This window comes from Shewanella sp. BJSY2023SW007, assembly GCF_047314525.1.
Lineage (GTDB): Bacteria > Pseudomonadota > Gammaproteobacteria > Enterobacterales > Shewanellaceae > Shewanella > Shewanella chilikensis.
Genome location: NZ_JBKORL010000074.1, coordinates 139,550 through 164,651 on the forward strand (window position 1 = coordinate 139,550; position 25,102 = coordinate 164,651).

Below are 25,102 nucleotides of genomic sequence, written 5' to 3' on the forward strand. Positions count from 1 at the left end.
AGCGCTTAACGTATTCCTTCGCGGCGCAGCGCGGCCGGGGTAAAGTTGGCCTCGGACAACTTGGCATCAAAGTCATACATGCGGCCTTCATTATCCAAACCTATGGCGATATAACGACGGGACTGCAGATCGTAATACACCTCAAGAGTACTCCAATGAGTCGGCACCTCGTAATAGTTCAAACCATGCGCCATGGCAACCCGATACAGTTCGTCACGATTGTCGTACAGATCGGCGATTGAGACCTGCCAGGAGTCCTCATCCAAATAGAAGACCCGGGTCTTGTAGATATGGCGCATGCCCTCTTTCAAGCTGGCCTTGACCACCCAGACTCTATGCTTTTCATAGCGGATATAATCAGGGTTCAAGTGACCCGCCTTGAGCAGATCACTGTACTTGACCTTATCCGAGTGCAAACGGTAGTCGTTGTAAGGAATGAATATCTCTTTCTTGCCCAGCAACTCCCAGTTGTAACGGGAAGGCGAGCCGTTGAACATATCGAAATCATCTGTGGTACGCAGACCATCAGAAACCGTACCTGGCGTATCGAAGGCCACGTTGGGTGCCTTTCTCACCCGGCGCTGCCCTGTGTTGTAGGTCCAGGCCTGGCGGGGTTCCTTCTCCTGATCCATGGTTTCTTTCACCAACAGCGCAGTACCGGCCAAACGCGCTGGCTGAGTAACTACCTGTTTGAACTCAAACAGAATGTTATTCTTTTTCAGTTCTTCCAAGTTCGCTTCAGGGCGAGAGTATTCGAAACGTATCTCTTCGGCCATTTCCACCAATGTGTAGTCACCACTGGCAGTAGGCGCCGCCTGATTACGTTCGGTTTCAATATCGACACCGCGGAATCTGAGAATATGGTTCCAGATTGCTTCCAATCCATTGGCAGGGATGGGGAAAGGAATACCTATAGACGCGCCATCGACACCATTGCCCTCAGAGACAAGAGTTGCTCTCGGTGCATTGGCCTTGGTGGCATCATAAATAAACTGCGGCACAGAAGCGGTACGCCGGGTCTGATAGATGTTCATTTTAAAACTATCTGGATAGGTTTCGAACATCTTTAGTTGCCCAGGCGTCAGAAACTCCTTGTATTGCTCCTTGTTGGCCGCGGTGACAGTCACCAGCGGCTTGTCATCCGGGAAAGGATCTGGGTGATGCATGCCTTTTTTATAACTGGCAGGAGGCGTGGTAATACCGCCGTCCCAAGCAGGAATACTGCCATCGGCATTAGGGCCCTTTTCAGCACCGAGTGGTGTCAGGCTGGTCCCCAGTTTGGCCACATCGGCCTCGGAAACCTTGGCTTCTACAGCTGTGGTGGCCCCCAAAGCCAAGATTACAGCGGCAGACAATATAGCTATCGTTCTCATTTTATTGTCCTTATCAGATCGAAAACTTAACGTTGAAAGACACATAATCGCGATCGGCCATCGCATTAGTTGTGCCTACCCCACCAAAGAAACTGTTATAGGAAAGATCCGCGCCCCAGCGGCTCTGGTAGTCAAAGCTGAGTCCCAGTGCCACAGACTTGCGACCTTCGGTAAACAGGAACATAGGATCTGGGGTGATACCGTCAACGTCATGGGAGAAAATCACTCGAGGTGACATATTGATGCCGGAGAACACATTGTTGAAGTCAGCCTTGGCGACAATCCGGTAACCCCAAGCGAAATCTGTCGGGAACGGATTGGTTTCAGGGCCATTGTGCAACGCCTCTATGATACCTGGCATATTCGGATTGCCGCCGCTGCGCCCTGTGCCTGGACCATTGAGTCTGAGTTCATCGAAACCCGGCATATCATGGATCCATACCCCGCCGACTTCGGCAAGCATCACCAGATTATCGGTACCCAGTGTCGGGCCAAACAAGTGAGTAAAGGTCATCTGCGCCTGAGTGGTATCGAGACGAATATAACCCTCGGCGTACTCGCCCGGACCAACATCCTTGACATGGGAAGTGTACTGAGACAAACCATCAAGATCCGGCCTTAGCCCTGCGTTGGCCAGCTGTTGTGGCATAGCGGCAAACAAGAGTTCCACATCATCAATCTGCAGTGGCTCATCCTGGCGGTGCGCTATTTCACCGGCCACTGAGGTATCACCTATCAAGGTATTGAAACTAAAACCGTAAAGCTTAATATCTTCCGGATAAACCACCTGAGCCTTGGAGAAGCTATCCAGACTCAACAGTACGTCGCGATTGATATTGCCGGCGTTTTGCCCAAGAACCGCCATATCAGACAGCAGTGCGCCAGTACTGAAATCCGCCGTGGTACCACTGATGAGCGGACGGCGGCTATGGTAATTCATGTAATAAAAACCAAACTCGGTTTCACCCAGCTCCGGGGCGTAGTACCCGATTTTAATACCGTACTGACCGGAATCGCTGGGAGCAGCTTCATCTTCCACCAATGTCACCTTGGTGGGGTAAGCCAGCGCCATCTGCACTAACTGCTCGGTCGGAATACTCTGCCCTGAAGCTATCATGTTGGACAAGCGGTTGTATTCCAGGGTCAAGAAATCGAGGTTAATATCCGGATTGGCGTTAAAACCAAGCTGAGCGTTTTGATTGTAGCCACCGTAACCGACAAAGTCGTTGGTGCCGAAAATCGACCCGGGAGTCGGAACCCAGATAGGCTCCCAGTCGTACTGATAGAAAGCTTCCAACGACAGGTTTTCGGTCACACCAAAAGAAGCCCACACCATACCCTGCGGCCTAAAGGCTTCCTTCAGTTCGGCGCCCGGAGCGTTGAGTATATTCAAATCCACCGGGTTAATCACCGCAATACCATGGGAAATCAGCGTACTTTCCCCCCATGACACCACCTGATTACCCACACGGATAGTCAGCGGATTGGCGCCATCGTTGAAATCAAAGTTGGCATAGGCAAAGGCATCCAGCAGACGGATATCCTCACACTGCACTTCTTTAGCGCGCTTGTCGGCGCAAGGGTCGTAGCGGTTGCCGGTAAGAGGGTCATTAAAATCGTAAATTCTGTCGTTCAATTTACGATCGTAAAAATACATGCCACGGGCGAAAATACCGAAATTTTCATACTTGAGCGACAGCTCGTGCAGTCCCTTGAAGATTTCCGAGGTGGTATCACCCTTAGAATACAGCAGGTTACTCAAGTCATTGTTACTGGAATAGGAACCGGGCTGCGCCCAGATCTCGGCTGCCGTGTACTTGGTATCGGTGAAAGCCGAATAGCCACTCCAATCGAATCTTGGATGGTTGACTTTACCTATCTGACCATCCCAGTCGCGTCCTTCCACGCGCCAACTGGCGCCCAAGGTCCAGGTCGAATCAAAGGAGCCATCCACTTCGCCCCACTTGAAAGACACCGCTTCGACACTGGGGATCATCCCTAAACTCAGTGCCGACGCCACCCCCAAAGCGAGCGCCGACTTGTTAAAACGGTTTATCACTGTTTTCATTTATCGCTTCTCCGTAACCTGCTGGATTATTTGTTATAGGAGTCTCAACCAACATCTTGTTAGCTCACAGGCAACACCATTGTTACAGCAATTAATGCTGATGAGCAAGGCAGAGACCGAGAAATTTATTGTGCAGATTTGGGGACTTAAGACGGATCCGTCGTTCAGGAAAGGCGTGGAAATTTAAATTTTTATCGAGTGTGGAGAGGATAGATGGAGTTAACAAATATAACCCAATTGATTTCAAGGGATTAACCTTTGTTACCTGGATACAAAACAGCCGACTGATTAAGTCGGCCGTTTTAAGTAATTACTCTAAATTTGTTTCAGAGAAATGAACTTTCCATCCCGGTCCAATCTAAGATGGAATTCACCGTAAATGCCATCGGCGGTCAGAAAAGGACGTAGACGGCGGCCGTTGATCCAGAGGAGCTTGCCACCCTTCTCCCTGACCTCAACATTTTCGGCAATACCTTGATAGTAAGGCAAAAAGTCCTGATAACTCAGGTTGAGGCGAAAGTAAAATTCCATCTTTAGGCTCAGTCTTCCAGTGCTCGGCTGACCTTCTCATAAAGATCCCGTGACAGCTCAGGCATAGCCAACAACTCCTGCAGACAAGCCTTCATTTTGGCCTGGCGTCCGGCATCAAACTTGGCAAACTGGATCAGCGGAGTGATGATCCGTGCTGCCACTTGCGGGTTGAGGCTATTGAGCTGTTTGAGCATGGCGGTAAGGAAAACATATCCCTTGCCGTCCTGGCGGTGGAATTGACGCACATTGGCCGCGGCAAAACTGCCCACCAGGGAACGAACCCGGTTGGGATTATTCAGACTGAAGGCCGGATGTTGCAACAGGGTCTCGAGTCTGGCGATCACCTCATCATCTGTCGCCATCGCCTGCAGGCTGAACCACTTATCCATCACCAGAGGGGTCTGGTTCCAGCGCTGCTCGAATGCTTGCATCAGGGCATCGCGGCAATCACAATTGGCATCGTTGGCTGCAAGCAGCGCGCCCAGCGCATCTGTCATACCAGAGGCCGAGACAAACTGCTGTTCAATCAAGGACTCATATTCATCAGAGACTTTGGCCAGCAGCCAAAGCAGGGTGTTTTTCAAGCTGCGAGCGGCGGCATCATCCAGCGACAGCAGTTGACGATAACGGGCCAACAGCTCATCTTCACAGCCACTGGCGATGGATTCAATCACAAAGTCGCGGGCCAGCAACAGGGCATCCAATTCCACCTTATCAACCTGCTCAATCAAGGAAGACACTGAAAGCAGCTTGAGGATTTCGGCCGCAAGCCCCTTATCCAAGGATTCGTCCAGTATCACGCCTCTGAAGCCGTCGACAACACGAGGATCCAGATGCATCCCCTGCCCTTGTTCAAGTAAAGTCACATTGGCCCAAACGGCGCGGCTGAAGAGACTCATAGCCGCCTCCCAGCGGGCCACTTCACTGCCGGCATGGCGCAGTAAGCAGAGCAGCTGCACTGTACTGTAGTCATACTTGAGCTTCACCGGCGCCGAAAAGTCCTGCAACAGCGAAGGGATCGGACAGGCACTGATATCCTTGAACTCCAGAGTCTGCTCGGCCAGGGTAAAATCAATCACTTGGTTGACCAAGGCGTTGCCATCATTGCCCAGCAGTTCCAGGCTGAACGGAATATGCAATGGTGCCTTGACCGCTTCACCGGCGCGCACTGGGGTGAACTGTTTGAGGTGCAGGCGGTAAGTCTGTGTGTTTGCATCATACTCATCGGTCACAGTCACCTGAGGGGTGCCCGCCTGGCTATACCAGAGGCGGAATTGAGTCAGGTCTTTACCTGAGGCATCTTCCATAGCAGCGACAAAGTCGTCACAGGTAACTGCCTGGCCGTCGTGGCGCTCAAAATAAAGCTTCATCCCCGCCTGGAAGGCCTGCTCACCCAACAGGGTGTGCATCATGCGGATCACTTCGGCGCCCTTGTTGTACACAGTGACTGTGTAGAAATTATTCATCTCTATCACGCTTTCGGGGCGAATGGGATGCGACATCGGGCCCGAATCCTCGGCAAACTGCTGATTCTTAATGACCTTGATGGCATGAATACGGTTGACAGCCCGGGAGCCGAGATCTGAGCTGAATTCCTGATCGCGAAATACGGTCAAGCCCTCTTTCAGGCTCAGTTGGAACCAATCGCGGCAAGTTACCCGGTTGCCGGTCCAGTTGTGGAAATATTCGTGACCAATCACAGATTCTATACCGTGAAAGTCATCATCAGTTGCAGTGTCATTATCCGCCAACACATACTTGGTGTTGAAAACATTCAGGCCCTTGTTTTCCATGGCTCCCATGTTGAAGAAGTCCACGGCCACCACCATGTAGATATCGAGATCGTACTCGAGATCAAAGCGTGACTCGTCCCAGGCCATCGCCTTTTTCAGTGAAGCCATGGCGTGTCCGGCCTTGTGCAGGTTGCCCTTGTCGACAAACACCTGCAGTTTGACTTCTCTGCCGGAGCGGGTGGTAAAACTGTCTTCCAACAGGTCAAAGTCACCGGCAACCAGGGCAAACAGGTAAGCGGGTTTAGGGAAAGGGTCTTGCCAGACAGCGAAATGACGACCATCGGCCATCTCCCCTTTCTCCAGCAAGTTGCCGTTGGAAAGCAGGAAAGGAAACGCCTTGTCGGCTTCGATACGTACCTGGTATTTGGCCAGCACATCGGGACGGTCGAGAAAATAGGTGATACGCCTGAAACCTTCCGCCTCACACTGGGTGCAGTACGCCCCATCGGACATATACAGGCCTTCCAGTGCCGAGTTATCGACCGGGCTGATCCGAGTCACCAGAGTCAATTCAAATTCGTTGAGTTCGGTTTCAAGCAGCAGTTTACCCGGCTCAAGGCGATAGTCTGCCGGTTCACCGTTAACCAACAGCTGCTCCAGTTCCAGCTCGTCACCGTCGAGCAGCAGAGGTTCATTGTGATTGCCGTTGCGCTTAACCTGGCTGACCGCAGTCACCCGGGTTTGTTTGGGTTCTAGCTGAAATGAGAGGGACAGTTCGGGGATCAAAAACGCAGGTGGACGATAATCGGCCAGGCGCTTGGCCTGCAGTTGGTCCGGGGAAAGGGTTTGTGCTTCAGACATAGGTCATCCTTAATTCGTTGGGCACTGGCAGTCACCGAGTTCGTTGACTGATCTTGCCTCTGTTCTCGCTGGGAGCAAACAAAAAACGCGCAATCAGCGCGTTTTTATGTTTCCTGGAGCCAGCATCAATTTGCGCTGTTTTTTGCCAATCTCTGATAGTCCACCATATCCAGAGTGATATAGACGGCTTCATCGAGGAAGGCATCCGGAGTCTCGATTTTTTTCTCATCTTCGGAGACATTTTCATCGTCATCCAGAGACTTCAAGGGCTCGAGACCATGGTCAACCCGACGTTCGTTGAGGCGGGCCAACTGTTTTTGATCGTCCTTATCCCGTTCGGCCAGGCGCTCGCTTTCCACCAGAGAAACACTCTTCTCTTTGTGGTGTTTCTTGAACTCGCCTATGTCCTGCAGTATATAACCGAACTCGACGTCCTGCTTAATCCGGCTCTGGTGGCGTTTCGCAAGATTGCTGACCATCTCTGCGCCGATTTCACCCAAAGGCTGGTACTTGGCTACAGGCACCTTATCCCATGGCAGTGCATTGTCTTCTTCTGCCTCACCATATTCCCCCGGCTCCAACGCACTGGGGAACGGGATATCCGGAGTCACACCTTTCAACTGAGTGCTGCCACCATTGATACGGTAGAACTTGGCTATGGTGTACTGCACATGGCCAACCGGCTTTTCATACAAGTCGTAGATACGGCCAAGACTCTTGTGCTGCTGCACTGTGCCTTTACCGAAGGTAGACTCACCGATAATCAAGGCACGGCCATAATCCTGCAGTGCAGCAGCAAAAATTTCCGAGGCCGAGGCAGAGTAACGGTCAACCATCACTGTGAGTGGGCCGTCGTAATAGCTCTTGCCGTCGTTGTCACGATTTTCGCTGATGCGACCATTGGCGTCACGAATTTGCACCACAGGTCCCTGATCGATAAACAGCCCTGTGAGCAAGGTCGCTTCAGTCAAGGCGCCACCACCGTTACCACGCAGGTCGACAATCACACCTTCAACCTTGGCTTCGTTGAGAGTTTGCAACTCCTTGGCCACATCGCGGGATAAGTCCATATAGAAGCCGGGGATCTGAATAACACCGATTTTACGCTGGGCGTAAGGACCGGTATCCGGCTCAACTATCTTGGAAGTCGCCGCTCTGTCTTCGAGACGGATTTTGTCCCGCACCACAGTCACATTGATGGGTTTGGCATTGGAGCCGCCTTTCTTGGGCAGCACCTGCAAGGTCACTTTACTGCCTTTAGGGCCCTTGATCAGCTCAACCACATCATCAAGACGCCAGCCGATAACATCGACCATCTCCTTGCCTTCCTGACCTACGCCAACAATTTTGTCTTCCGGCGCCAATTTCTCACTCAGCGCCGCCGGACCACCGGCCACCAGACTCTTGATAACCGTGTAGTCATCTTCCATCTGCAGCACGGCACCTATCCCTTCCAGGCTCAGGTTCATCTCCATCTGGAAACGTTCGGCATTACGGGGAGACAGATAACTGGTGTGCGGCTCAACACTGCGAGCAAAGGCATTCATCAGCCCCTGGAACACATCTTCGCTGTTGGTTTGCTTCAGGCGTTTGATGGCGTTGTTGTAGCGTTTACCCAACACATCAACAATCTCCGGCCACTCTTTACCGGTAAGCTTAAGGTTAAGGGCATCGTACTTGACCCGTTGACGCCACAACTCATTGAGCTCGGCCTCGTCTTTGGGCCAGGCGGCATCTTTACGATCAAAGACATAAGCATCGCCAGCCTGATTAAAGTCCATCTCTTTATCGAGCAGACTCAAGGCATAAACAAAACGTTCGTAACGGCGCTGCTGCACCAGATCGTACATCTTGTAAGCAGGTTCCAGATCGCCGCTACGCACCATATCATCAAACTGATTGGCATAGACCTTAAAGCTGTCGATATCGCTCTGCAATAATACATTGCGGCGATAGTCGAGCTGTTCGAGATAACGCTTGAAGATCTGCTGCGAGAAGGCATCATCCAGATCGAATCTGTGATAATGGGAGCGACTGAACAGGCCGGTAATCCGTTTGCTGGCAACCTTGTGTTGTGGCTCCTGTTGTAGATGGGGTAACTCGCTGACCGGGACTGCCGGTGAGATAGCCAGCGCCTGGGAACCCATAAAGACACTGGCGATCGATGCAGCAAGAATAAATTTTCGCATCAGCAAGTTACTCCTTTCTATTTGATGATTTTACAGCAGAATATGTTCCACACGAACCTTGACTGACAGGCCGGAATCCAGTTGCACGTGAACATCTTCTTTATTGATGTCGAGGATCACACCGGCTACCGGTGTCATACCCAATTTGACATTCACTCGCTGTGAAGGTTTCAGCTCTTCCAATACGGCTGGTACCAACTCCACGGCTGGAGCGGCAGGCTTGCTAGGCTTACGGGCCGCTTTCTTATCGCTACGAGGACGATCGTTGCGGGGCTTGTCCCCTTGAGGACGTGGCTTACGCGCAGGCTTAGCTTTCTTGGCTTCACCTTCTTTGGCCGGTTCAGCCGCACGGCGGGCCTTGGCTTTTTCCTGACTCTCTTTCAGCGTCGCCTTGGCATGTTCAATATGTTCGGGATCCAGTTCGCCGCAAGGGTTACCATCGAGGTCTACCCGCTGAGCGCCTTCCTTGATGCACTTAAGATAGCGCCAACTGTTGGTATAGCGTCTCAGGGCGACCCTCAGTTGGGTCTTACTGACTTTGGAATCATCAGCCAACCTTTCAGCCAAATCCTGAAACAGTCCTATCTTCAGCGGTTTGGTTTCTCCTTCGGCGATAAAGCACAAAGGAAATGTTTCATACAAATACGCCAGAATAGCGTTGGTGTCGGTCAACTTTTCTGTTGATTCCATCATTACTTCCACAGTTAACAGGGGACGTCAGTGGTCAGTTAGGTCTGCTGTACTCACGGCGTCGTTCATCTTCGTTAACCCCTTGGGGGATAACGTACAAATTAGCATGCATTCAGCCATAGCCAAAGGCATGACACAAAACTTAACATTTCAGCCTGATAGGGCCAAGCACCACAAACAGTCATTTGGCCCTCAGAGCAGCCGCCTATTATAAGCTGCGTGCGCCTTATTGCGACCACCAATTGTGGCAGATTGTACGGGAATTAACCAAATAAGCACTTTTCCAGACTCTGCACCAGACTCTCCAGCCCGGTTTGATCCTCTTTATCGAAACGCGACAGACTGGGACTGTCGATATCCAGCACGGCAATCAGCTCACCATGACGATAGAGTGGGATCACAATTTCCGAGTTACTGGCGGCATCACAGGCGATATGTCCGACAAACTGATGTACATCCTCAACCAACTGAGTCTCGGCCTTGGCTGCCGCCGTGCCACAGACACCTTTACCCATTGGGATCCGGGTGCATGCCAGTTTGCCTTGAAACGGGCCAAGCACCAGTTGCTCGTCTTTGAGCAGATAAAAGCCCACCCAATTAATGTCCTCAAGGTGTTCATTCAACAAAGCAGAGAAGTTGGCCATGGCGCAAATCACATCGTCTTCGCCGGCAAACAGTGCCTGTACCTGACGGTTGAGCGTATCGTAAAACTGAGCTTTCATCTGGGGTTCCGGGTTATACCTTTTCTGGTTCTGTCTTCTTCTTACTGCTCTTGGCTGGGGTCGGTGCTTTTACCGGGGCGCCTTTGAGCAGATTTGCCAATGTATCTTTATGAGAAGCTAAATAAAAAGCAAGTTTTTCCGTTGTATTATCATCCAATTCCAATTCACTACCTTGGATAAAGGGGATTAAGTTATCCGCGATGTCGAGCATCTTATCGTAGGCATCAGCCTCCTTCTTAGATGTAAATGTCATCTTCTCAACCCCTTCTCTGACCACAACGTACTGAGTTATAACGGCCATGACCTTCCTCACACTGTTTAAATATACAGTAAATAGATTGACATAAAATGCGCTATAGATGCAAGAGACGCGCTCTTTCTGATAGTATTTGCGAGTTTGTTTTGTCGACTCACTCCAATGGACCCACAAGCAACGCAGTTAGCGGATTGATGACTAAGCTTGGGTCACCACGGCCAGAACAGGACATATCCAGCATTTGAAAGCTTATAATCCAAGCGACAACAAACCGGACTGCAGCATAGTGCTTTGCCGCGCCTGTGATTTGGCGGTGAGCAAACGCGCCCTGCCCTCCGGCGTCAGAGCGCTTTGCCCAAGATGCCATACGGCGCTTTATGATGCCCCCTACTGCTCGATCAATGGCATGCTGGCGTTATGTATCAGTGCCCTGCTGTTTTATCTGCCCGCCATGCTGCTACCCGTGCTGGAGATGCACTTTCTCGGCAGTGTCAGAACCACGACCGCATACCAAGGTGCCCTGGCAGTGATGGACCAAGGTTATTGGATAGTGGGGATTGCTGTGTTGGTGGCGGCTGTCATCGCCCCCGGAGTACTCAATCTGTCGATTTTTATTCAAGTGCTGATCATCAAGGCGGGTTTGGCCCAGCATCACTTCTGGCGCCGTGTTCTTACTTGGTTACTCAAGAAGCAAGGCCTGCTGTCACAAATGACCATGCTGGAAATTTATGTGATCAGTTTCCTGGTTTCCGCCTTTCAGTTGTCCGACTTCTCCGACGTTTACTTTGGCATGGGAACCTTTTGTTTTACCATGCTGTTTTTAGTGACTCTCTTTCTGCAGCGCGAATATAACCTGGAGCATATGTGGAGTTTTCTCGATGAAAGCTAGAAAGCTGCTCCAGGGCAAAGACATGGGGCTATGCAGTTGCCCCGCCTGTAAAAAACTCAATCAGATAGAGAATGAGTATTGCAGTCGCTGCCAAAACCCACTCAGGCTAAGGGATGAAACCAGTCTGCAAAAAAGCTGGGCCTTGTTGATCACCGCAGCCATCTTGTTGATCCCGGCCAACATCTACCCCATTACTATGCTCACCAAACAGGGCAAGGTCACCTACGACACCATTTTTTCCGGCATCACCCATCTGGTACAGTCGGACATGTTACCCATCGCCATCATAGTCTTTACCGCCAGTATTCTGGTGCCCTGGCTGAAAATTATCGGCCTGGCTTTCTATCTGACGGCGATCAGTTTCAACCTGCCCATCCCCAAACGGCCACTGATGGCCGGATTTCATATCATAGAATGGATTGGACGCTGGTCTATGCTGGATCTGTTTGTCATATCCATTACCGTTGCCCTGGTTAATATGGGGCAATTGCTGGACGCCAAACCGGCGCCGGCGGCAACCGCGTTTGCCTTGGTCATCCTCTTTACCCAACTTGCGGCCAAGGTGTTGGACACACGTTTACTTTGGGATCAACTGGACACAGAAGATGACGCAAATCGAAAAGCCTAAAATAGTCAAAAAGAAGCTTTTTTCCCCCATCTGGCTGTTACCTATAGTGGCGTTGGCCTTGGGCGCTTGGCTGGGGCTGAAGAGCATCAAGGAATCCGGCATTGAGGTGCGGATCCACTTCCCCAGCGCCAGCGGTATGGATGTGGGCAAGACACTGGTGCGCTATCAGGGATTGACCGTCGGCAAGGTGGTGGATATCTCCATCGATGAAGAGCTGCAGGGCGTGAACGTCGATGTCCTGATGGACTACCGCGCCGAGCCTTTCCTCAGGGATGAAACCAAGTTCTGGCTGGTGACCCCCAAGGCATCCATCACAGGTGTCGAAGGTTTAGATGCCTTGTTCTCGGGGAACTATATAGGTATTCAACCCGGGGATGGCGATTCACGTTACCGCTACGAAGCCGAGCGCTCTGCCCCGGCCGTGCTGCCCAGTAATGATGGCTTAGTGATTGAACTGAGCGCCGATCGCCTCGGCTCACTGGATGTGGGCTCTCCGGTATTCTACCGCCAGGTGCCGGTCGGCAGTGTGGTCAGCTATCGACTCGACAACAGTGACAAGCTGCTGCTAAGCGCTTTTATTCAGGAGCAATATGCCTATCTGGTCAAGAAAGACTCCCGCTTCTGGAATGTCTCCGGCATAGAGATCAACGCCTCGCTTTCCGGCGTCAAAGTCAGCGCCGAGAGTCTGGCGGCGATACTCGCCGGCGGCATCAACTTTGATTCCCCCGAAAGCTCAAAGCATGCAAAGAACGGCGATAGTTTCACCCTGTATGACAATGAAACAGAAGCCAGTGGCGGCGCCAGCTTTATTCTGTCGGCAAAAAACGCCGATGGCCTCGACAAGGGCAGCCCTATTCTCTATCGCGGTTTGCCCATAGGGGAAATCGAAGAGATAGCGCTGGCCAATGACGGCGTAGCGCTGCATGCCCGCCTGGACGCCCCCTACTCGAGTCTTTTGACCGGCACGGCGCAGTTTTGGCGTGAAGGCGCCGAGCTGTCACTGTCCGGCATAAAACACCCGGGCCGATTGCTGAGTGGCGATGCCATCGCCTTTCTCCCGGGTACGGGCGAGGCCCAAACCCGATACGCCTTGGCCGAGCAGGCGCCGGATCTCAGCAAGGCCAAGGCGCTAAAGATAACGCTTAGGGCCGATGAAAACCCCGGCATCAGCCCAGAGGCCGAGCTTAGGTACAAGAAGATCGCCATAGGCAAGGTCACTTCAGTTGCCCTGAGCCGGGACTTTAACTCGGTAGAGTACCAGGCCGAGGTGTTGCCCGAGTTTGCCCCGCTGCTGACTCAAGGCAGTGACTTCATCGCCGAAGCCGCGCTGGACTTCAACGCCTCACTGGACGGCGTCAGCCTCAAGAGTGGCGATTTTACGACCCTCACCAAGGGCAGTGTCAGCTTAAGACGCGGCCAAAGCCGCAAGGGCGCCGATCTTTCCAAGCCGCTGCCGCTGTTTGCCTCAAGTGCCGAGGCCGGCCACTATTACCAAGGCATGGAGCAGCTCAAATGGCAGCTCTACAGCGATGATGGCGCCAACTTGAGCCCAGGCGCACCTGTCTACTACAAGAAGATGCAAATAGGACAGGTGAAACAGGTCAGCTGGCAGAGCCAGGATGACAGATTTGCCATTGCGCTCGCCATAGACCATACTTTTGCGCCCCTGCTCAAACCCAATGCCGTGTTTTGGCGCAACCAGGCGGTGTCAATCGATGCCGGGCTTTCGGGAGTCAAACTGGATGTCGCGCCGCTGGCCGGTGCCATCAAGGGCAGCATCAGCCTGGGCTTTTTGGAGCAAGGCGAGCCCAACAATAAGCAGCTTTATGCTTCCGAGTCACTGGCGCGCAATCAGGCCGTTGCCATTGGGCTGAATTTCCCGGCCAGTGCCACTATCAAACCAGGTGCCGCTATCCGCTATCAGGGCCATCAGATAGGTGAAGTCACCCGGGTAACCTTGAGTGACGATCTCAACAGCCAGCAACTCAGTGCCTTTCTCTATGGCCGCTATGCCGAGCCGTTTCTCAAAAGCGACAGTCGCTTCAGCCTGGTCAATGCCGAAATATCCCTTAAGGGCATAAAGGCACCGGAAACCCTGCTGACCGGCGCCTATATCAGTGCCCTGCCGGGCCAAGCCGCCAAAGTAAGCCAACAGTTCAATGGCCAAATACACACGGCGGTTGCCCCAGAGGCCGATGCGCTGCAACTGGTGCTGAGCAAGGCCAGCCTGGGCTCGGTCAACGTAGGCACAGGGATCTTCTTTCGCGGCATTCAAATTGGCGATGTAACCAGTTACCGGCTGGCACCCAATGGCGATGAAGTCTGGATCCAGACCCAAATTGCCGCGCCTTATCGGCATCTTATCAACCAGAGCAGCAGGTTCTACGACTTGTCCGGTATTCGGGTCGATTTGGGGCTGTTTTCCGGAGCCCAAATCGAAACCGGCTCATTGGAAACCATACTCGCCGGCGGCATAGGAGTGGTCACTGAGCTCGACAATCAAAGCAGCAAACCGCTTGAAAACCAGAGCCTGAAGCCACTTCATGACAAACCCGAGCGCGACTGGCTCAACTGGCGCCCAAGACTCAGCCAGCCATAAAACCCAAACGGGGCTCAGATGAGCCCCGTTTTTTAACTCTGTAATCCTATCTATGTATCGCCTCAGCCATAAAACCAATAGCACACGGCAATAGCAGTGCAGATACCCGCCAGATCGGCAAACAAGCCACAGGCCAGTGCGTGGCGGCCATTGCGGATACCCACGGCGCCGAAATATACAGCGAGCACATAAAAAGTGGTTTCAGTGCTGCCCTGAAAAATGGCCGCCAGCCTGCCGGCAAAAGAATCGACGCCGTAATGAGCCATGGTTTCCAGCATCATGGCTCTGGCGCCTGAGCCGCTCAAAGGCTTCATCAGCGCGGTTGGCAAGGCATCGATAAAGCGGCCGTCCATCCCCATATGGCTCACCAAAGCGGCAATAACCCCCAGTAGATAATCCAGCGCGCCGGAGGCGCGCAGTAAGGCTATCGCCAGCAACATGGCCAGCAGATAAGGAATCAGCCGCACCGACTGTTCAAACCCCGACTTGGCGCCTTCGATAAACTCATCGTAAACCGCCACCCGCCTAAGCAGCGCCACCAGCACAAAGGCAAAGATGATCCCCAGCAGCAAACCGTTCCCCAACACGGCGGAGACTTCGCCGATCCGCTCGGCTCCCAGGGTCAACAGGTACATCACACCGGCGCTGAGACCGCCGAGCAGTATTGCGCCATAACCCAGCACCACCCAATCCAGCAAACGTATCCTTTGCACCAGCGCCACCACACTCAAACCCGCCAGGGTCGAGCCCAGGGTAGAGAGTAAAATCGGCAGGAAAATGTCGGCAGGATCAGCCGCCCCTTGCTGCGCCCGATACAGAAAAACCGTCACGGGTACCAAAGTCACGGAAGAGGTATTGAGCACCAAAAACAGGATCTGGGCATTGGTGGCGGTCTTCTTGTCGGGGTTCAGGCTTTGCAGATCCGCCATCGCCTTAAGTCCCAATGGTGTGGCGGCATTGTCCAACCCCAGCATATTGGCGGTCAGGTTCATGGTGACGCTGCCATAGGCGGGGTGACCTCTTGGCACTTCCGGCATCAACTTGCTGAGCAGCGGCTCAAATACCCAGGCGATGGCGGCAACCACTCCGGCTTTTTCCCCGAGACGCATTAGCCCCATCCACAGGGTCAACACCCCAATCAATCCCAGGGCTATTTCCGCGGCCAATTTGGCGCTGTCAAACATCGCCGTGACAGACTCATTGAGAGCGGTCGCATCGCCACTCATCAAACGCAGCAAAATCGCTCCCAGCGCGATAATAAAGAACAGACTCCAAACCCGGTTCAACACCTAAAACACCCCACAGTCGCCGCGCCCGAGTGTGCTATACTGCCGCCATCCCGGGGTCACCCTTTTTGTTTATGGTTCAATTAAATCAGAATTTTATCAACAGTATCGCCAAGGATCTGCCAGAACATCTCAAGCTCGAGGATTTTATTCACTTTTGCAGCTTACCACTGAGAGCCGCCTTGCGGGTCAACACCCTCAAAATCAGCGTCGATGAATTCCTCTCGAGAATGCGGGCCAAAGGCTGGCAGTTCGAAACCATTCCCTGGTGCCCAGAGGGTTTTTGGTACCAGGCGGGCGATAGCCAACCCGGAAACTGTATCGAACATCAGCAAGGGCTGTTTTACATTCAGGAGGCCAGCTCCATGCTGCCGCCCATGGCGCTGCTGGAGCCTGGAATGGAGCGGGTGCTGGATATGGCCTCGGCGCCGGGATCCAAGACCACACAAATGGCAGCCATGATGGCCAATGGAGGCATGCTGATCGCCAACGAATACTCCTCCAGCCGCGTCAAAGTGCTACATGCCAATCTACAGAGAATGGGGGTCAGCAATACCGCCCTGACCCACTTCGATGCCAGGGTATTCGGCCAATACCAGTATGAATCCATGGATGCCGTGTTGCTCGACGCCCCCTGTAGCGGTGAAGGCACGGTACGTAAGGATCCGGATGCCCTCAAACACTGGGATCCACAGGAGATAGCCGATATTGCCGCCACCCAGAGGGATCTGATAGATTCCGCCTTTCTGGCGCTTAAGCCTGGCGGGGTAATGGTGTACTCCACCTGTACCCTCAACAGCCAGGAAAATCAGGCCGTACTGCAACACCTCAAGCAAAAATATGGCGCTGCCGTGGCCTTTGAGTCACTTGAATCACTGTTTGCCGGGGCGGAAAAAGCCTGCACTGCCGAGGGCTTCTTGCATATTTGGCCGCAAATCTATGACAGCGAAGGTTTCTTTGTTGCCAAGGTGCGTAAGCTGAGTTCAGTGGCGCGCGAAAGTGATGAACCCAAACAACAAAAGCAGTTTCCTTTCAGTCCCGCCAGTGCCAAACAGCAACAGGCCATCGCCGCCGAGCTGCAGCGGTTGCTCGGCAAAACACTTCCCGAAGGCAGCCTCTGGATAAGGGATCAGGAGTACTGGCTGTTTCCCCGCGGCTTTGAGCCCTTTATCGGCAAGATGCGTTATCAGCGTATCGGTCTTAAGCTCGCCGATGACAGTAAGCATGGGTTGAAACTGCGCCATGAAGCCTTAATGGCCTTGGGAGTAACCGCCGACAAGGGTTATGAAGTTACAGAGCCTGAGGCTCAGGCTTATCTGATGGGCCGGGATATCGCGCTTGATGGCAGTGAAAAGGCCCGTGGTGAGCTGGTATTGACCTGGGGCGGGCAAGTGCTGGGGCTGGGTAAACATCTGGGCAACCGGCTGAAGAACAATCTGCCGCGGGATCTGGTCAAAGATAAAATTTGTCTGTCCTGAACCCAAACACTAAGCTGCTTTAGTTAGTATTCCATTAAAAAGAGTGATTTACCCAGTCAATCATTTTGAACACCCTAATTTTGGTTATATCTTATAACAATTAGTGCTAACTAATCCGCTGTCTAAATGCATCTTTCAGCGGTTATCGGCTAATATTTATTCAGAGATAGCCAATCCTGTCGGATCTCAACATTAGCGCACGGCTCAACCATGAGCCATTCCCCTAGGCCCAAAACAATTGGAATAGTTTTGGGCCTTTTTTTGCCCAGTTTCAAGCTCAATAACAGCTCATCACTCTTATTTACTGTCACTAAGGTTACAACAAACCAGGTCAACACCTTATCACCCAGGCAATTAATATTCTGCTCTGCGGTTAAAGCAGACACCTCAGCTTCTTGGAGTGACAACATTGAAAGAGATACAATGCGTCGTCGAGTGCCCGCCTACATCTAAGGAAGGTTGTTTCTTTTGATGTTAACCGTTTTAAGGAGTGCCTATGTGGCATCAGCAACAATTGACCTTGAGCGCCAAACAACGTGGTTTTCATTTAATAAGCGATGATATTGCCAAGGCTCTCGATGATATGCCTTACATCAGTTGCGGCCTATTGCACCTGCAACTGCTGCACACCTCGGCCTCGCTGACGCTCAACGAAAACGCCGATCCCACAGTGCGGCAGGATTTTGAGGCTTGGTTTAATCGCGCCGTAGCCGAAGATACCCCTTACTTTCGCCACACCTATGAGGGCGCCGATGATATGCCGGCCCATATTAAATCCAGCCTGCTGGGTACCAGTTTGCTGCTGCCTGTCAGCGCCGGACAACTGGCATTGGGCACCTGGCAAGGGATCTATCTTGGCGAGCACAGAGACAATGGCGGTCGGCGCCGCCTGCTGTTAACCCTGCAGGGGGAATAAAGTGGCAAGACTTGGCAAACCGGTAAGAGTGAGCGGCACCGTTTTTGTTGAGATGCTTTTTGAGGCGGGTGTGAAACCGCCTGTTTAAGTCAATATGACTCAAACAGGCTTGATTGTTACTCGGCTATCCGCTCAATTCTTGCCAGATAGAAGCCATCGAAACCGGTTTTGGCCGGGCTGATGGTTTCCTCATCGAGTAAGCGGAAATGGCCTTGCTGCTTCAGAAAACGCGCCACCTGCTGCTCGTTTTCCTGCGGCATAATCGAACAAGTGGCATAAACCAGGATCCCGCCCACCTTCACCATGCGGCTGTAACTGCCGAGAATATGCTCCTGTAGCTCCATCAGCACCGGCAAGCGCTCCGGGGTATCACGCCATTTGGTGTCCGGGTTGCGTTTCAGCACCCCAAGCCCTGAGCAAGGCACATCCAAAAGTACCCTGTCGGCGCTGAGTTTCAAACGCTTAATGGTCTTACTGGATGCAATAAGCCGGGTTTCCACATTGTGGGCGCCGGCGCGGCGGGCCCGCTGCTTGAGATTATCCAGCTTCCACTGCTCGACATCCATCGCCAGCAGTCGTCCCTTACCCTGCATTTTGGCAGCCAGGTGCAGCGTCTTGCCGCCGGCACCGGCGCAAGCATCAATGACCCGCATCCCGGGTTCAACCCCTAGAGCTTCGGCGACATGTTGCGAGCCGGCATCCTGCTGCTCGAACCAGCCCGACTTGAAGCATTCAGTGCGAAACAGCGCTGAATCAGAAATCACTTCAAGAGCGCTGCCAACCTCGGGGACTTCACAAGTCTCCACCCCTTCCTTGGCAAGACGAGCCTTGAGTTCTTCCCGGCTGCACTTAAGTAAATTGGTGCGCAGATAACGTTTGGGGGCCTGAGTCAAGGCGTGGCGCTCAGCCGGCCAGTTGTCTCCCAGCTGTTCACTCCCAAGCGCTTCGAGCCACTGCGGGCAACCATCGAGCAGCGCGGGCATAGCCTGGGCCTCAGCCATCCGCTGCTCAAGCAGTTCACTGTCCATCTGCAGCGCGTAACGCATTTTCGGCAGCTCAAGGCCATTGGCCATATGCCAGGCGTTGATGAGCCGGGTGCCTTCACGCTCAATTTGCTCCGCTGAAACATCGGCCAGAAAGCTGTAATAACTTAAACGGCGCAAAATATCACCGGTGACCAGAGCGATTCTGGCTTGCTCCCAAGGCTTGAGGCGCTCAGGTGCAAACTGCTTTGAGTAGGCGCGGTCCAACGGCGCACCTTGAGTCAGTACCTGATGGAGAATCGCAATGACCAGCTCACTGGCATGTTCGCTAAGCGGGGAGTTAAGCATATTTGGGCCTCGGGATGGAAAACCGCTGGATCATAGGAGTTCGCCCCCTGCTCTGCAAGGGGCTTGAGTGGCTTTGACGGGATTAATCCCTTTTTTAAGACACTATTTACCCGATTTGAGCCTGGGCATGCTTTGGCTCAGAGGCGATACGTCATCCAAAAAGAAACCCGACAATCGCCGGGTTTCTTGAAATAGCTTAATGGTTCAAAGACAGCTTATTAGCGGGCCACGTACTCGCGGGCAATCTCAGCCGCCAACTTGGCATTGTTGTATACCAGTTCAATGTTGGCAGTCAGGCTGTGACCTTCGGTAATTTCGGCCACTTTGGCCAACAGGAACGGCGTTGAAGCCTTGCCGCCTATGCCTTTTTCATCCATTTCAGCTACTGCGCGGGCGATTGCGCCATCGATCAGTGCTTTATCCAACGCATGCTCGTGAGGAATTGGGTTGGCAATCACCATCCCCCCCTTGAGCCCCATGTCCCACTTGGCTTTCATGGCGGCAGCCACTTCTACCGGTTGTTCCAAGCGATAGTCGACACTGAAGTCACTCTCGCGAGTGTAGAAAGCCGGCAGTTTATCGGTTTGGAAACCAACGACAGGCACGCCTTGCGTTTCCAGATATTCACGGGTCAGGCCCAGATCCAAAATAGACTTGGCACCGGCGCAAACCACGGCCACATCTGTGTTGGCCAGTTCCTGCAAATCGGCAGAGATATCGAAAGTTTGCTGAGCGCCGCGGTGTACACCACCGATACCACCGGTAGCAAACACCTTAATACCGGCCATTGCCGCCAGGATCATGGTAGAAGCTACTGTGGTGGCACCGTCTGCACCTTTGGCGACAATAAAGGGAATGTCACGGCGACTGGTTTTGATAACGGCCTCACCGGCCTTGCCCAGATAATTAATCTCTTCCTGGCTCATGCCTACTTTGAGGCGGCCCTTGAGAATGGCGATGGTTGCGGGTACAGCGCCGTTATCACGGATGATCTGCTCCACCTTGAGCGCTGTCTCAACGTTCTGCGGATACGGCATACCATGGGAAATAATGGTCGATTCCAGCGCGACCACCGGCTTGCCTTGTTCCAGGGCGGCTTGAACTTCAGGATGAATATCCAGATACTGCTTCAGCATAACGACTCCTTGATAATACGGTTTACAGAGATTTCAGACATATTAGGGTTGATAGTTGCGATATGAGACAGCGCCAACCGGGCCGCTGCCATCGCAAATTCTGTGGTTTCCAGCAATGGCCACTGCTTAAGCCAACCGTGAGCCAATCCGGCCAGGAAGGCATCTCCGGCGCCATTGGCGTTGACCATTTCCACCTGCTTGGTGGGTACCATCTGCGACTCGCCACCATCACTGACAAATACCCCTTCACTGCCCATACTGAGGAAGATCCGCTTGACGCCCTGTTCATGGAACCAGTTAGCGATAGCGTTTAAGTCTTCTTTGCTGCGCATTTCGATGCCGGAGAGATGCTCGGCTTCTTTGAGGTTGGGTTTGAGGGTGTGGATGGCGTTGAGGTAAGGCTTGATTTTCATCGCCTTGACACAGGAAACCGTGTCAATAAATACCGGAACTTGAGGGAAGTTGCTCAAAAGATAAGATAAGGCGGCTTCGGAAAGGTTGGTGTCCAACACCAGAAGTTCGGCGCGGCGCAGCATATCTTCAAGCCCCTTGAGCACTTCAGGGCCCAATCTTTCCAAAATGGCCATGTCGTTAATGGCTACATGCATATCAGCGTCGCCATCCAGTACCGAAAGATAGGTGGAAGTCACCGCATCTTCGAACTGCAAGCTGTTACCCATATCGACTCCGGCCTGACGACACTGAGCGGTGATCATTTCACCATAAGCATCTTTGCCTATCGCCGTCACCAACCGGGTATCTGAACCCAGGCGCGCCAGGTTTTCGGCAATGTTGCGCCCAACACCACCGGGTGAGCAACTGACGCTGCCGGGATTGGAATCCCCTACCCTTAGCTTGGAAGCCGGTCGGCCAAGAATATCCATATTGGCGCCGCCTATCACCACCGCATAGGGGTTCTCTGCCAGGATATAACCCTTACCGCGGATCACGCCTTTATGGGTCAGATTCATAATATGACCGGCAACGGCAGAGCGGGTGATACCCAATTGATCAGCTAGTTTTTGCTGTGGGATCAATGGGTCAGCTTTAATCAGGGCCAGAATTTCGAGTTCACGTTCTGTCATTGGCGCGCTCCTGCACAAACATTTGTTTACGTGACAAACTTTTGTTAGCACAATAAACACTATGCCTGAGGCTGGCAAGCGGAATTTAACCCATAATTACAACTTCGTGATCTGCACAGCAATTTTTAACAAGTCGAAGTTTTTATAAAAAAACTATAAATTCATAGAGATAGCCCACATTTACCAAGATACGTCTTGTGAGGAAAACAATTAAAATGGCTGAAGTTAACTGTGGTAAGTTTAAGCGCAACATCTGTTGTATTGTCGTAAATAGCAGGACTCAGTGTTGCTGAATAGCAACCCTGCTAGTGGCCACGTCTGTACCAATGATTGCAACGTCACCAACAAAGACACAGATACCTTGATAGCCATTTGGAGACAACCAAGCCTGCGACCCTTTTTCGCATCAAAGTAACAGAGCTCTGATGAGACATAGAAAAATGGCGGGTTTTCTCAATAGGTTATATTATACCTTTCCATATCAGGGCTTATTCAGTCACGAAAATGAAGAATATATACACCTTTCGCAGTTCGTGTCGGCAACACGTCAGTCGTCTGATTACACGCCCATAGTCTTGTTATAACCCTCAGACACTAAGCGATATAATTTAACTGGGGACAAGTTTCCGGGAAGGCTAAACTTCCATCAGGAATAATATTAAGTAACTGCTTTAAAAGCTTATTACTGAGGATATATGCAAGGGAACCAGGCGAAGCAACAATCCAACCCATTACCTTGGCTTCCCGGCTGGTTGAAACGCCTGCCGGTTAAATTTGCCCTCAGCCAGTTAATTATCAGCGCTCTTATCGTTATCAGTACTGTACTTGTACTGCTCAGCATCCAACGTAACCAGTTGCTTAGCCAACAAAGAGCATTGAACCAAAGTTATGGGCAAGTCGTTACCGCAAGACTGCAGGAAGTTACCTCTCAAATAGAAAGCCTGGTCAGTACTATGGCGAACCTAGGGGCTCTGTATCGTGGCAACGAATTTGCACTTCAGGCCAGTATCAAATCCGTGTTGGAATTAGATACCCAAAAGGAAATGATTACCGGCGGCGGTATTTGGCCCGAACCAAGAGCTTTTGAACCGGGAAAAATTCTTGACAGCCTCTTCTGGTATCGAAACGGCTATGGCGAATTGCAGCAACTCAACAGTTATAATGAACAACCCCAACAAGGTTACCATAACGAAGATTGGTATAAACCGACACGCTTTTTCCCGGCAGACAGAACCTTCTGGTCGAGTGCCTATCGTGACCCTTACACTGCAGAAGCCATGGTCACGGCGTCTGTTCCTATTTGGCAAGATCACGAATTTATCGGTGCCGCCACTGTAGACATTAGCCTGGGTGGCCTTAACCGCTTCTTTAGAGGCGCCCTGAAAGATCTGAGTGGTTATGTGTTTGCCCTTGATTATCGCAACCATTTACTCGCGTCACCCTGGGAAGATGAGTTTCAAGACAACACTCAAGAAAAGCCACTGAGTTTAGATGGTTTTCACCGTTTGGAACGCCTTTTCCCAGAGTTCCAATTTGTTGGTGAAGCGCTTCGCAATGCAGATCAAGTACTTATCCAACAGGCAAACCAACACAAAGCCTTTAGCAATCAACAATTGAAATCCTTGTTGGGGAAACGTGATGAAACAGATGCTGCATTACTCAACACGATAATCAATAACTCAGCCAGAGAATGGCCCGCAAATGCCAAACTTTTATTAACTCAAGAACTTAATCAAGACCCTTTGCTCAAGGAACCCGCACTGGTTTCGGTATTTTTGATGCCAAAGACCTATTGGAAAATAGTGATAGTTACGCCACTGTCCTCGCTCAAGGAAGATGCAACCTTAATAGCCGGTAAAGTGGGTATCTATCTTGTTGCAATTCAACTGTTGGCACTATTACTGCTGTTTCTGGTTCAGCATAGGTTATTTATTAAACCTATTAGCCGTATGGCCGAAGCGCTAAGAGAAAACAACCCTGCCCGTTTGGAGTTGGATGCCAGAGATAGAGAAGATGAACTGGGGATATTAGCCGACAGCTTTATCTCCCGTACCCGGCAGTTGGAAACAACTATGGCTAGCCTGGACGCCAGTAACCTGGCATTGGAGCAACAGCTGGAAGTGCAATATAAAGCCCAACAAATCCTAAAAATACGTACTGAGCAGCTAAACGCCTTAATGAATCACTCACAAAATATAATATATATCAAAGATTTGACTGGAAAATACACACTAGTTAATGATAAGTACTGCGAAATAACCGCCCATGAACGCGATCAATTTATCGGCGCCAATGATAATCAGGTATTTCCGCTTGGCTTGGCGCAAATATACCAGGCCAATGATAAAAGAGTGATAAACAATCACAGTCCGTTCTGCTCTGAAGAACCCATAGCAACCCCTCTGGGAGATGTGACATTTCAAGTAACCCGCTTCCCAATTCGAGATGAATTTGCAGAGATTTGCGGCATAGGCGCCATAGCATTTGACCTTTCCAGCCACAAGCGACAAGAGCAACAACTGGAACAGGCCCTGGAATTGCAGGTTGATCTCAATAAACGTAACAAACGTACCATCCAACAACAGCTGCAACAGCTTGAGCAATTGGAAACCCTGTTGCAACAAGCTCAAAGCAAGTCCCAGTTACTCAGCCTCAGCACAACATTGATGCAGGAACAGGAATTGCAACTCCCCAATTTATTTGGTCAGCTCATCTGTGAGCTGTCTAGCACTTTTGATCACTTGGGATCCCAACTGTTCGAGCCTGACATCGGCGAAATACAAAAAGAGTCCAAAGAGCTTATCTTGACTGAATCAGCCAGATTACGACATCTTTTGGCCTTGGTTAACCATCCTCAAACAGAAGTCAAAGCGCTCTACTTCGACGAGTTTTTCTTCCATATGCAAGCTCTGTTAGCACCTGCATTTACTGAAACCAATGTTGAAATTAGAGCAATTATTGAGCAAAAACTTCTGCCTGGTGCCAAGCCATGGCAATTATTATTGCTCTTCTACCCTTTGCTGAGACAAATATTACATGATACTCCTCAAGGTTCATGCATCACACTCAACGCCACCAAAATGGACGAACATCATTTCGAGACGACGCTAACCAACAGAAGGGAAACCGATCCTGAGTCTGCAGCGAAAGAGCACAGTGCAACAGATTCCCTTATCAGCTTACAAGATTACGTTAGATTAAAGTTACGTGGGGAGATGACCCTAAGTGTCGATAATGACAAACACTGCTATATCAGGCTAGTTTTACCTTTAGAGTCAATAAGTTAAAAAGAAACAGTATATTAAGGAGTTTATATTAACCCAGAGTATTT

Annotated in this window: 18 protein-coding genes; 6 read left to right on the forward strand and 12 right to left on the reverse strand. The window is 51.5% G+C overall.

The genetic code is table 11. From position 1 onward, the window contains the following. Nucleotides 1-5 precede the first annotated feature (5 nt). The 8 genes from ACMHXE_RS12445 to ACMHXE_RS12480 form a co-directional block, all read right to left on the reverse strand. Nucleotides 6-1,373: a DUF1329 domain-containing protein gene (locus ACMHXE_RS12445; RefSeq protein WP_101055761.1), complete on the reverse strand. Its 1,368-nt coding sequence runs from the start codon at nt 1,371-1,373 to the stop codon at nt 6-8. Nucleotides 1,374-1,386: 13 nt separating this feature from the next. After that, entirely contained in the window at nt 1,387-3,441 is a 2,055-nt protein-coding gene (locus tag ACMHXE_RS12450) for a DUF1302 domain-containing protein (RefSeq protein WP_413732386.1), read from the reverse strand. Nucleotides 3,442-3,756: 315 nt separating this feature from the next. Then, the gene (locus ACMHXE_RS12455) at nt 3,757-3,972 is read right to left on the reverse strand and encodes a DUF2835 domain-containing protein (RefSeq protein ID WP_101055765.1); all 216 of its coding nucleotides are present in this window, start codon (nt 3,970-3,972) and stop codon (nt 3,757-3,759) included. Between the two features lie 8 nt (nt 3,973-3,980). Further along, nucleotides 3,981-6,566, reverse strand: coding sequence for an aminopeptidase N (gene pepN, locus ACMHXE_RS12460; protein ID WP_226563858.1), 2,586 nt, complete (start codon nt 6,564-6,566; stop codon nt 3,981-3,983). A gap of 125 nt (nt 6,567-6,691) precedes the next feature. Further along, nucleotides 6,692-8,755 (reverse strand): carboxy terminal-processing peptidase, encoded by a 2,064-nt coding sequence (gene prc, locus ACMHXE_RS12465; protein WP_224866317.1) that lies wholly within the window; start codon nt 8,753-8,755, stop codon nt 6,692-6,694. Nucleotides 8,756-8,785: 30 nt separating this feature from the next. Beyond that, nucleotides 8,786-9,445: an RNA chaperone ProQ gene (proQ, locus tag ACMHXE_RS12470; RefSeq protein WP_101055769.1), complete on the reverse strand. Its 660-nt coding sequence runs from the start codon at nt 9,443-9,445 to the stop codon at nt 8,786-8,788. 263 nt (nt 9,446-9,708) lie between these two features. Further along, entirely contained in the window at nt 9,709-10,167 is a 459-nt protein-coding gene (locus ACMHXE_RS12475; protein ID WP_101055770.1) for a GAF domain-containing protein, read from the reverse strand. Nucleotides 10,168-10,180: 13 nt separating this feature from the next. Further along, complete coding sequence (locus ACMHXE_RS12480) at nt 10,181-10,468, reverse strand: YebG family protein (RefSeq protein WP_165565139.1); 288 nt, start codon at nt 10,466-10,468, stop codon at nt 10,181-10,183. 196 nt (nt 10,469-10,664) lie between these two features. On the opposite strand from ACMHXE_RS12480, the gene ACMHXE_RS12485 reads away from it, so the two are divergent. Genes ACMHXE_RS12485 through ACMHXE_RS12495 form a run of 3 tightly spaced genes read left to right on the forward strand, consistent with a single transcriptional unit; the run spans nt 10,665 to nt 14,539 of the window. Beyond that, complete coding sequence (locus ACMHXE_RS12485; RefSeq protein ID WP_224866318.1) at nt 10,665-11,312, forward strand: paraquat-inducible protein A; 648 nt, start codon at nt 10,665-10,667, stop codon at nt 11,310-11,312. Beyond that, entirely contained in the window at nt 11,302-11,940 is a 639-nt protein-coding gene (locus ACMHXE_RS12490; protein ID WP_165565141.1) for a paraquat-inducible protein A, read from the forward strand. The genes ACMHXE_RS12485 and ACMHXE_RS12490 overlap by 11 nt, the downstream gene beginning before the upstream one ends. After that, the gene (locus ACMHXE_RS12495) at nt 11,918-14,539 is read left to right on the forward strand and encodes a PqiB family protein (protein ID WP_165565142.1); all 2,622 of its coding nucleotides are present in this window, start codon (nt 11,918-11,920) and stop codon (nt 14,537-14,539) included. Before ACMHXE_RS12490 ends, ACMHXE_RS12495 begins: the two co-directional genes overlap by 23 nt. A gap of 62 nt (nt 14,540-14,601) precedes the next feature. On the opposite strand, the gene ACMHXE_RS12500 is transcribed toward ACMHXE_RS12495, so the two are convergent. Further along, the gene (locus ACMHXE_RS12500; RefSeq protein ID WP_413732390.1) at nt 14,602-15,828 is read right to left on the reverse strand and encodes a nucleoside recognition domain-containing protein; all 1,227 of its coding nucleotides are present in this window, start codon (nt 15,826-15,828) and stop codon (nt 14,602-14,604) included. 71 nt (nt 15,829-15,899) lie between these two features. On the opposite strand from ACMHXE_RS12500, the gene rsmF reads away from it, so the two are divergent. Together rsmF and ACMHXE_RS12510 are read left to right on the forward strand one after the other, a co-directional pair. Beyond that, nucleotides 15,900-17,303, forward strand: a complete 1,404-nt coding sequence (gene rsmF / locus ACMHXE_RS12505; protein WP_413732392.1) for a 16S rRNA (cytosine(1407)-C(5))-methyltransferase RsmF — start codon at nt 15,900-15,902, stop codon at nt 17,301-17,303. Between the two features lie 496 nt (nt 17,304-17,799). Next, nucleotides 17,800-18,219, forward strand: coding sequence for a secondary thiamine-phosphate synthase enzyme YjbQ (locus tag ACMHXE_RS12510; RefSeq protein ID WP_101055778.1), 420 nt, complete (start codon nt 17,800-17,802; stop codon nt 18,217-18,219). Nucleotides 18,220-18,335: 116 nt separating this feature from the next. Here the strand turns inward: ACMHXE_RS12510 and ACMHXE_RS12515 are convergent, their stop codons facing one another. The 3 genes from ACMHXE_RS12515 to ACMHXE_RS12525 all read right to left on the reverse strand — a co-directional run bounded on the left by ACMHXE_RS12515 (nt 18,336) and on the right by ACMHXE_RS12525 (nt 21,771). Next, complete coding sequence (locus tag ACMHXE_RS12515; protein ID WP_101055779.1) at nt 18,336-19,550, reverse strand: RsmB/NOP family class I SAM-dependent RNA methyltransferase; 1,215 nt, start codon at nt 19,548-19,550, stop codon at nt 18,336-18,338. 218 nt (nt 19,551-19,768) lie between these two features. After that, entirely contained in the window at nt 19,769-20,686 is a 918-nt protein-coding gene (locus ACMHXE_RS12520) for a pseudouridine-5'-phosphate glycosidase (protein ID WP_101055780.1), read from the reverse strand. Then, entirely contained in the window at nt 20,680-21,771 is a 1,092-nt protein-coding gene (locus ACMHXE_RS12525; protein ID WP_101055781.1) for a PfkB family carbohydrate kinase, read from the reverse strand. Before ACMHXE_RS12525 ends, ACMHXE_RS12520 begins: the two co-directional genes overlap by 7 nt. Nucleotides 21,772-22,466: 695 nt before the next feature. On the opposite strand from ACMHXE_RS12525, the gene ACMHXE_RS12530 reads away from it, so the two are divergent. Then, a complete protein-coding gene (locus ACMHXE_RS12530; protein WP_224866323.1) occupies nt 22,467-25,058 on the forward strand; it encodes a cache domain-containing protein in 2,592 nt (863 codons plus the stop codon). The last annotated feature ends 44 nt before the right edge of the window (nt 25,059-25,102 follow it).

Excerpts from the sequence above, each read along its gene's own strand:
- proQ (WP_101055769.1), bottom strand. The coding sequence starts at position 9,445 with ATGGAATCAACAGAAAAGTTGACCGACACCAACGCTATTCTGGCGTAT.
- ACMHXE_RS12455 (WP_101055765.1), bottom strand. The coding sequence starts at position 3,972 with ATGGAATTTTACTTTCGCCTCAACCTGAGTTATCAGGACTTTTTGCCT.
- rsmF (WP_413732392.1), top strand. The coding sequence starts at position 15,900 with ATGGTTCAATTAAATCAGAATTTTATCAACAGTATCGCCAAGGATCTG.
- ACMHXE_RS12445 (WP_101055761.1), bottom strand. The coding sequence starts at position 1,373 with ATGAGAACGATAGCTATATTGTCTGCCGCTGTAATCTTGGCTTTGGGG.
- prc (WP_224866317.1), bottom strand. The coding sequence starts at position 8,755 with ATGCGAAAATTTATTCTTGCTGCATCGATCGCCAGTGTCTTTATGGGT.
- pepN (WP_226563858.1), bottom strand. The coding sequence starts at position 6,566 with ATGTCTGAAGCACAAACCCTTTCCCCGGACCAACTGCAGGCCAAGCGC.
- ACMHXE_RS12450 (WP_413732386.1), bottom strand. The coding sequence starts at position 3,441 with ATGAAAACAGTGATAAACCGTTTTAACAAGTCGGCGCTCGCTTTGGGG.
- ACMHXE_RS12525 (WP_101055781.1), bottom strand. The coding sequence starts at position 21,771 with ATGACAGAACGTGAACTCGAAATTCTGGCCCTGATTAAAGCTGACCCA.
- ACMHXE_RS12480 (WP_165565139.1), bottom strand. The coding sequence starts at position 10,468 with ATGGCCGTTATAACTCAGTACGTTGTGGTCAGAGAAGGGGTTGAGAAG.
- ACMHXE_RS12490 (WP_165565141.1), top strand. The coding sequence starts at position 11,302 with ATGAAAGCTAGAAAGCTGCTCCAGGGCAAAGACATGGGGCTATGCAGT.
- ACMHXE_RS12520 (WP_101055780.1), bottom strand. The coding sequence starts at position 20,686 with ATGCTGAAGCAGTATCTGGATATTCATCCTGAAGTTCAAGCCGCCCTG.
- ACMHXE_RS12475 (WP_101055770.1), bottom strand. The coding sequence starts at position 10,167 with ATGAAAGCTCAGTTTTACGATACGCTCAACCGTCAGGTACAGGCACTG.
- ACMHXE_RS12495 (WP_165565142.1), top strand. The coding sequence starts at position 11,918 with ATGACGCAAATCGAAAAGCCTAAAATAGTCAAAAAGAAGCTTTTTTCC.
- ACMHXE_RS12510 (WP_101055778.1), top strand. The coding sequence starts at position 17,800 with ATGTGGCATCAGCAACAATTGACCTTGAGCGCCAAACAACGTGGTTTT.
- ACMHXE_RS12515 (WP_101055779.1), bottom strand. The coding sequence starts at position 19,550 with ATGCTTAACTCCCCGCTTAGCGAACATGCCAGTGAGCTGGTCATTGCG.
- ACMHXE_RS12530 (WP_224866323.1), top strand. The coding sequence starts at position 22,467 with ATGCAAGGGAACCAGGCGAAGCAACAATCCAACCCATTACCTTGGCTT.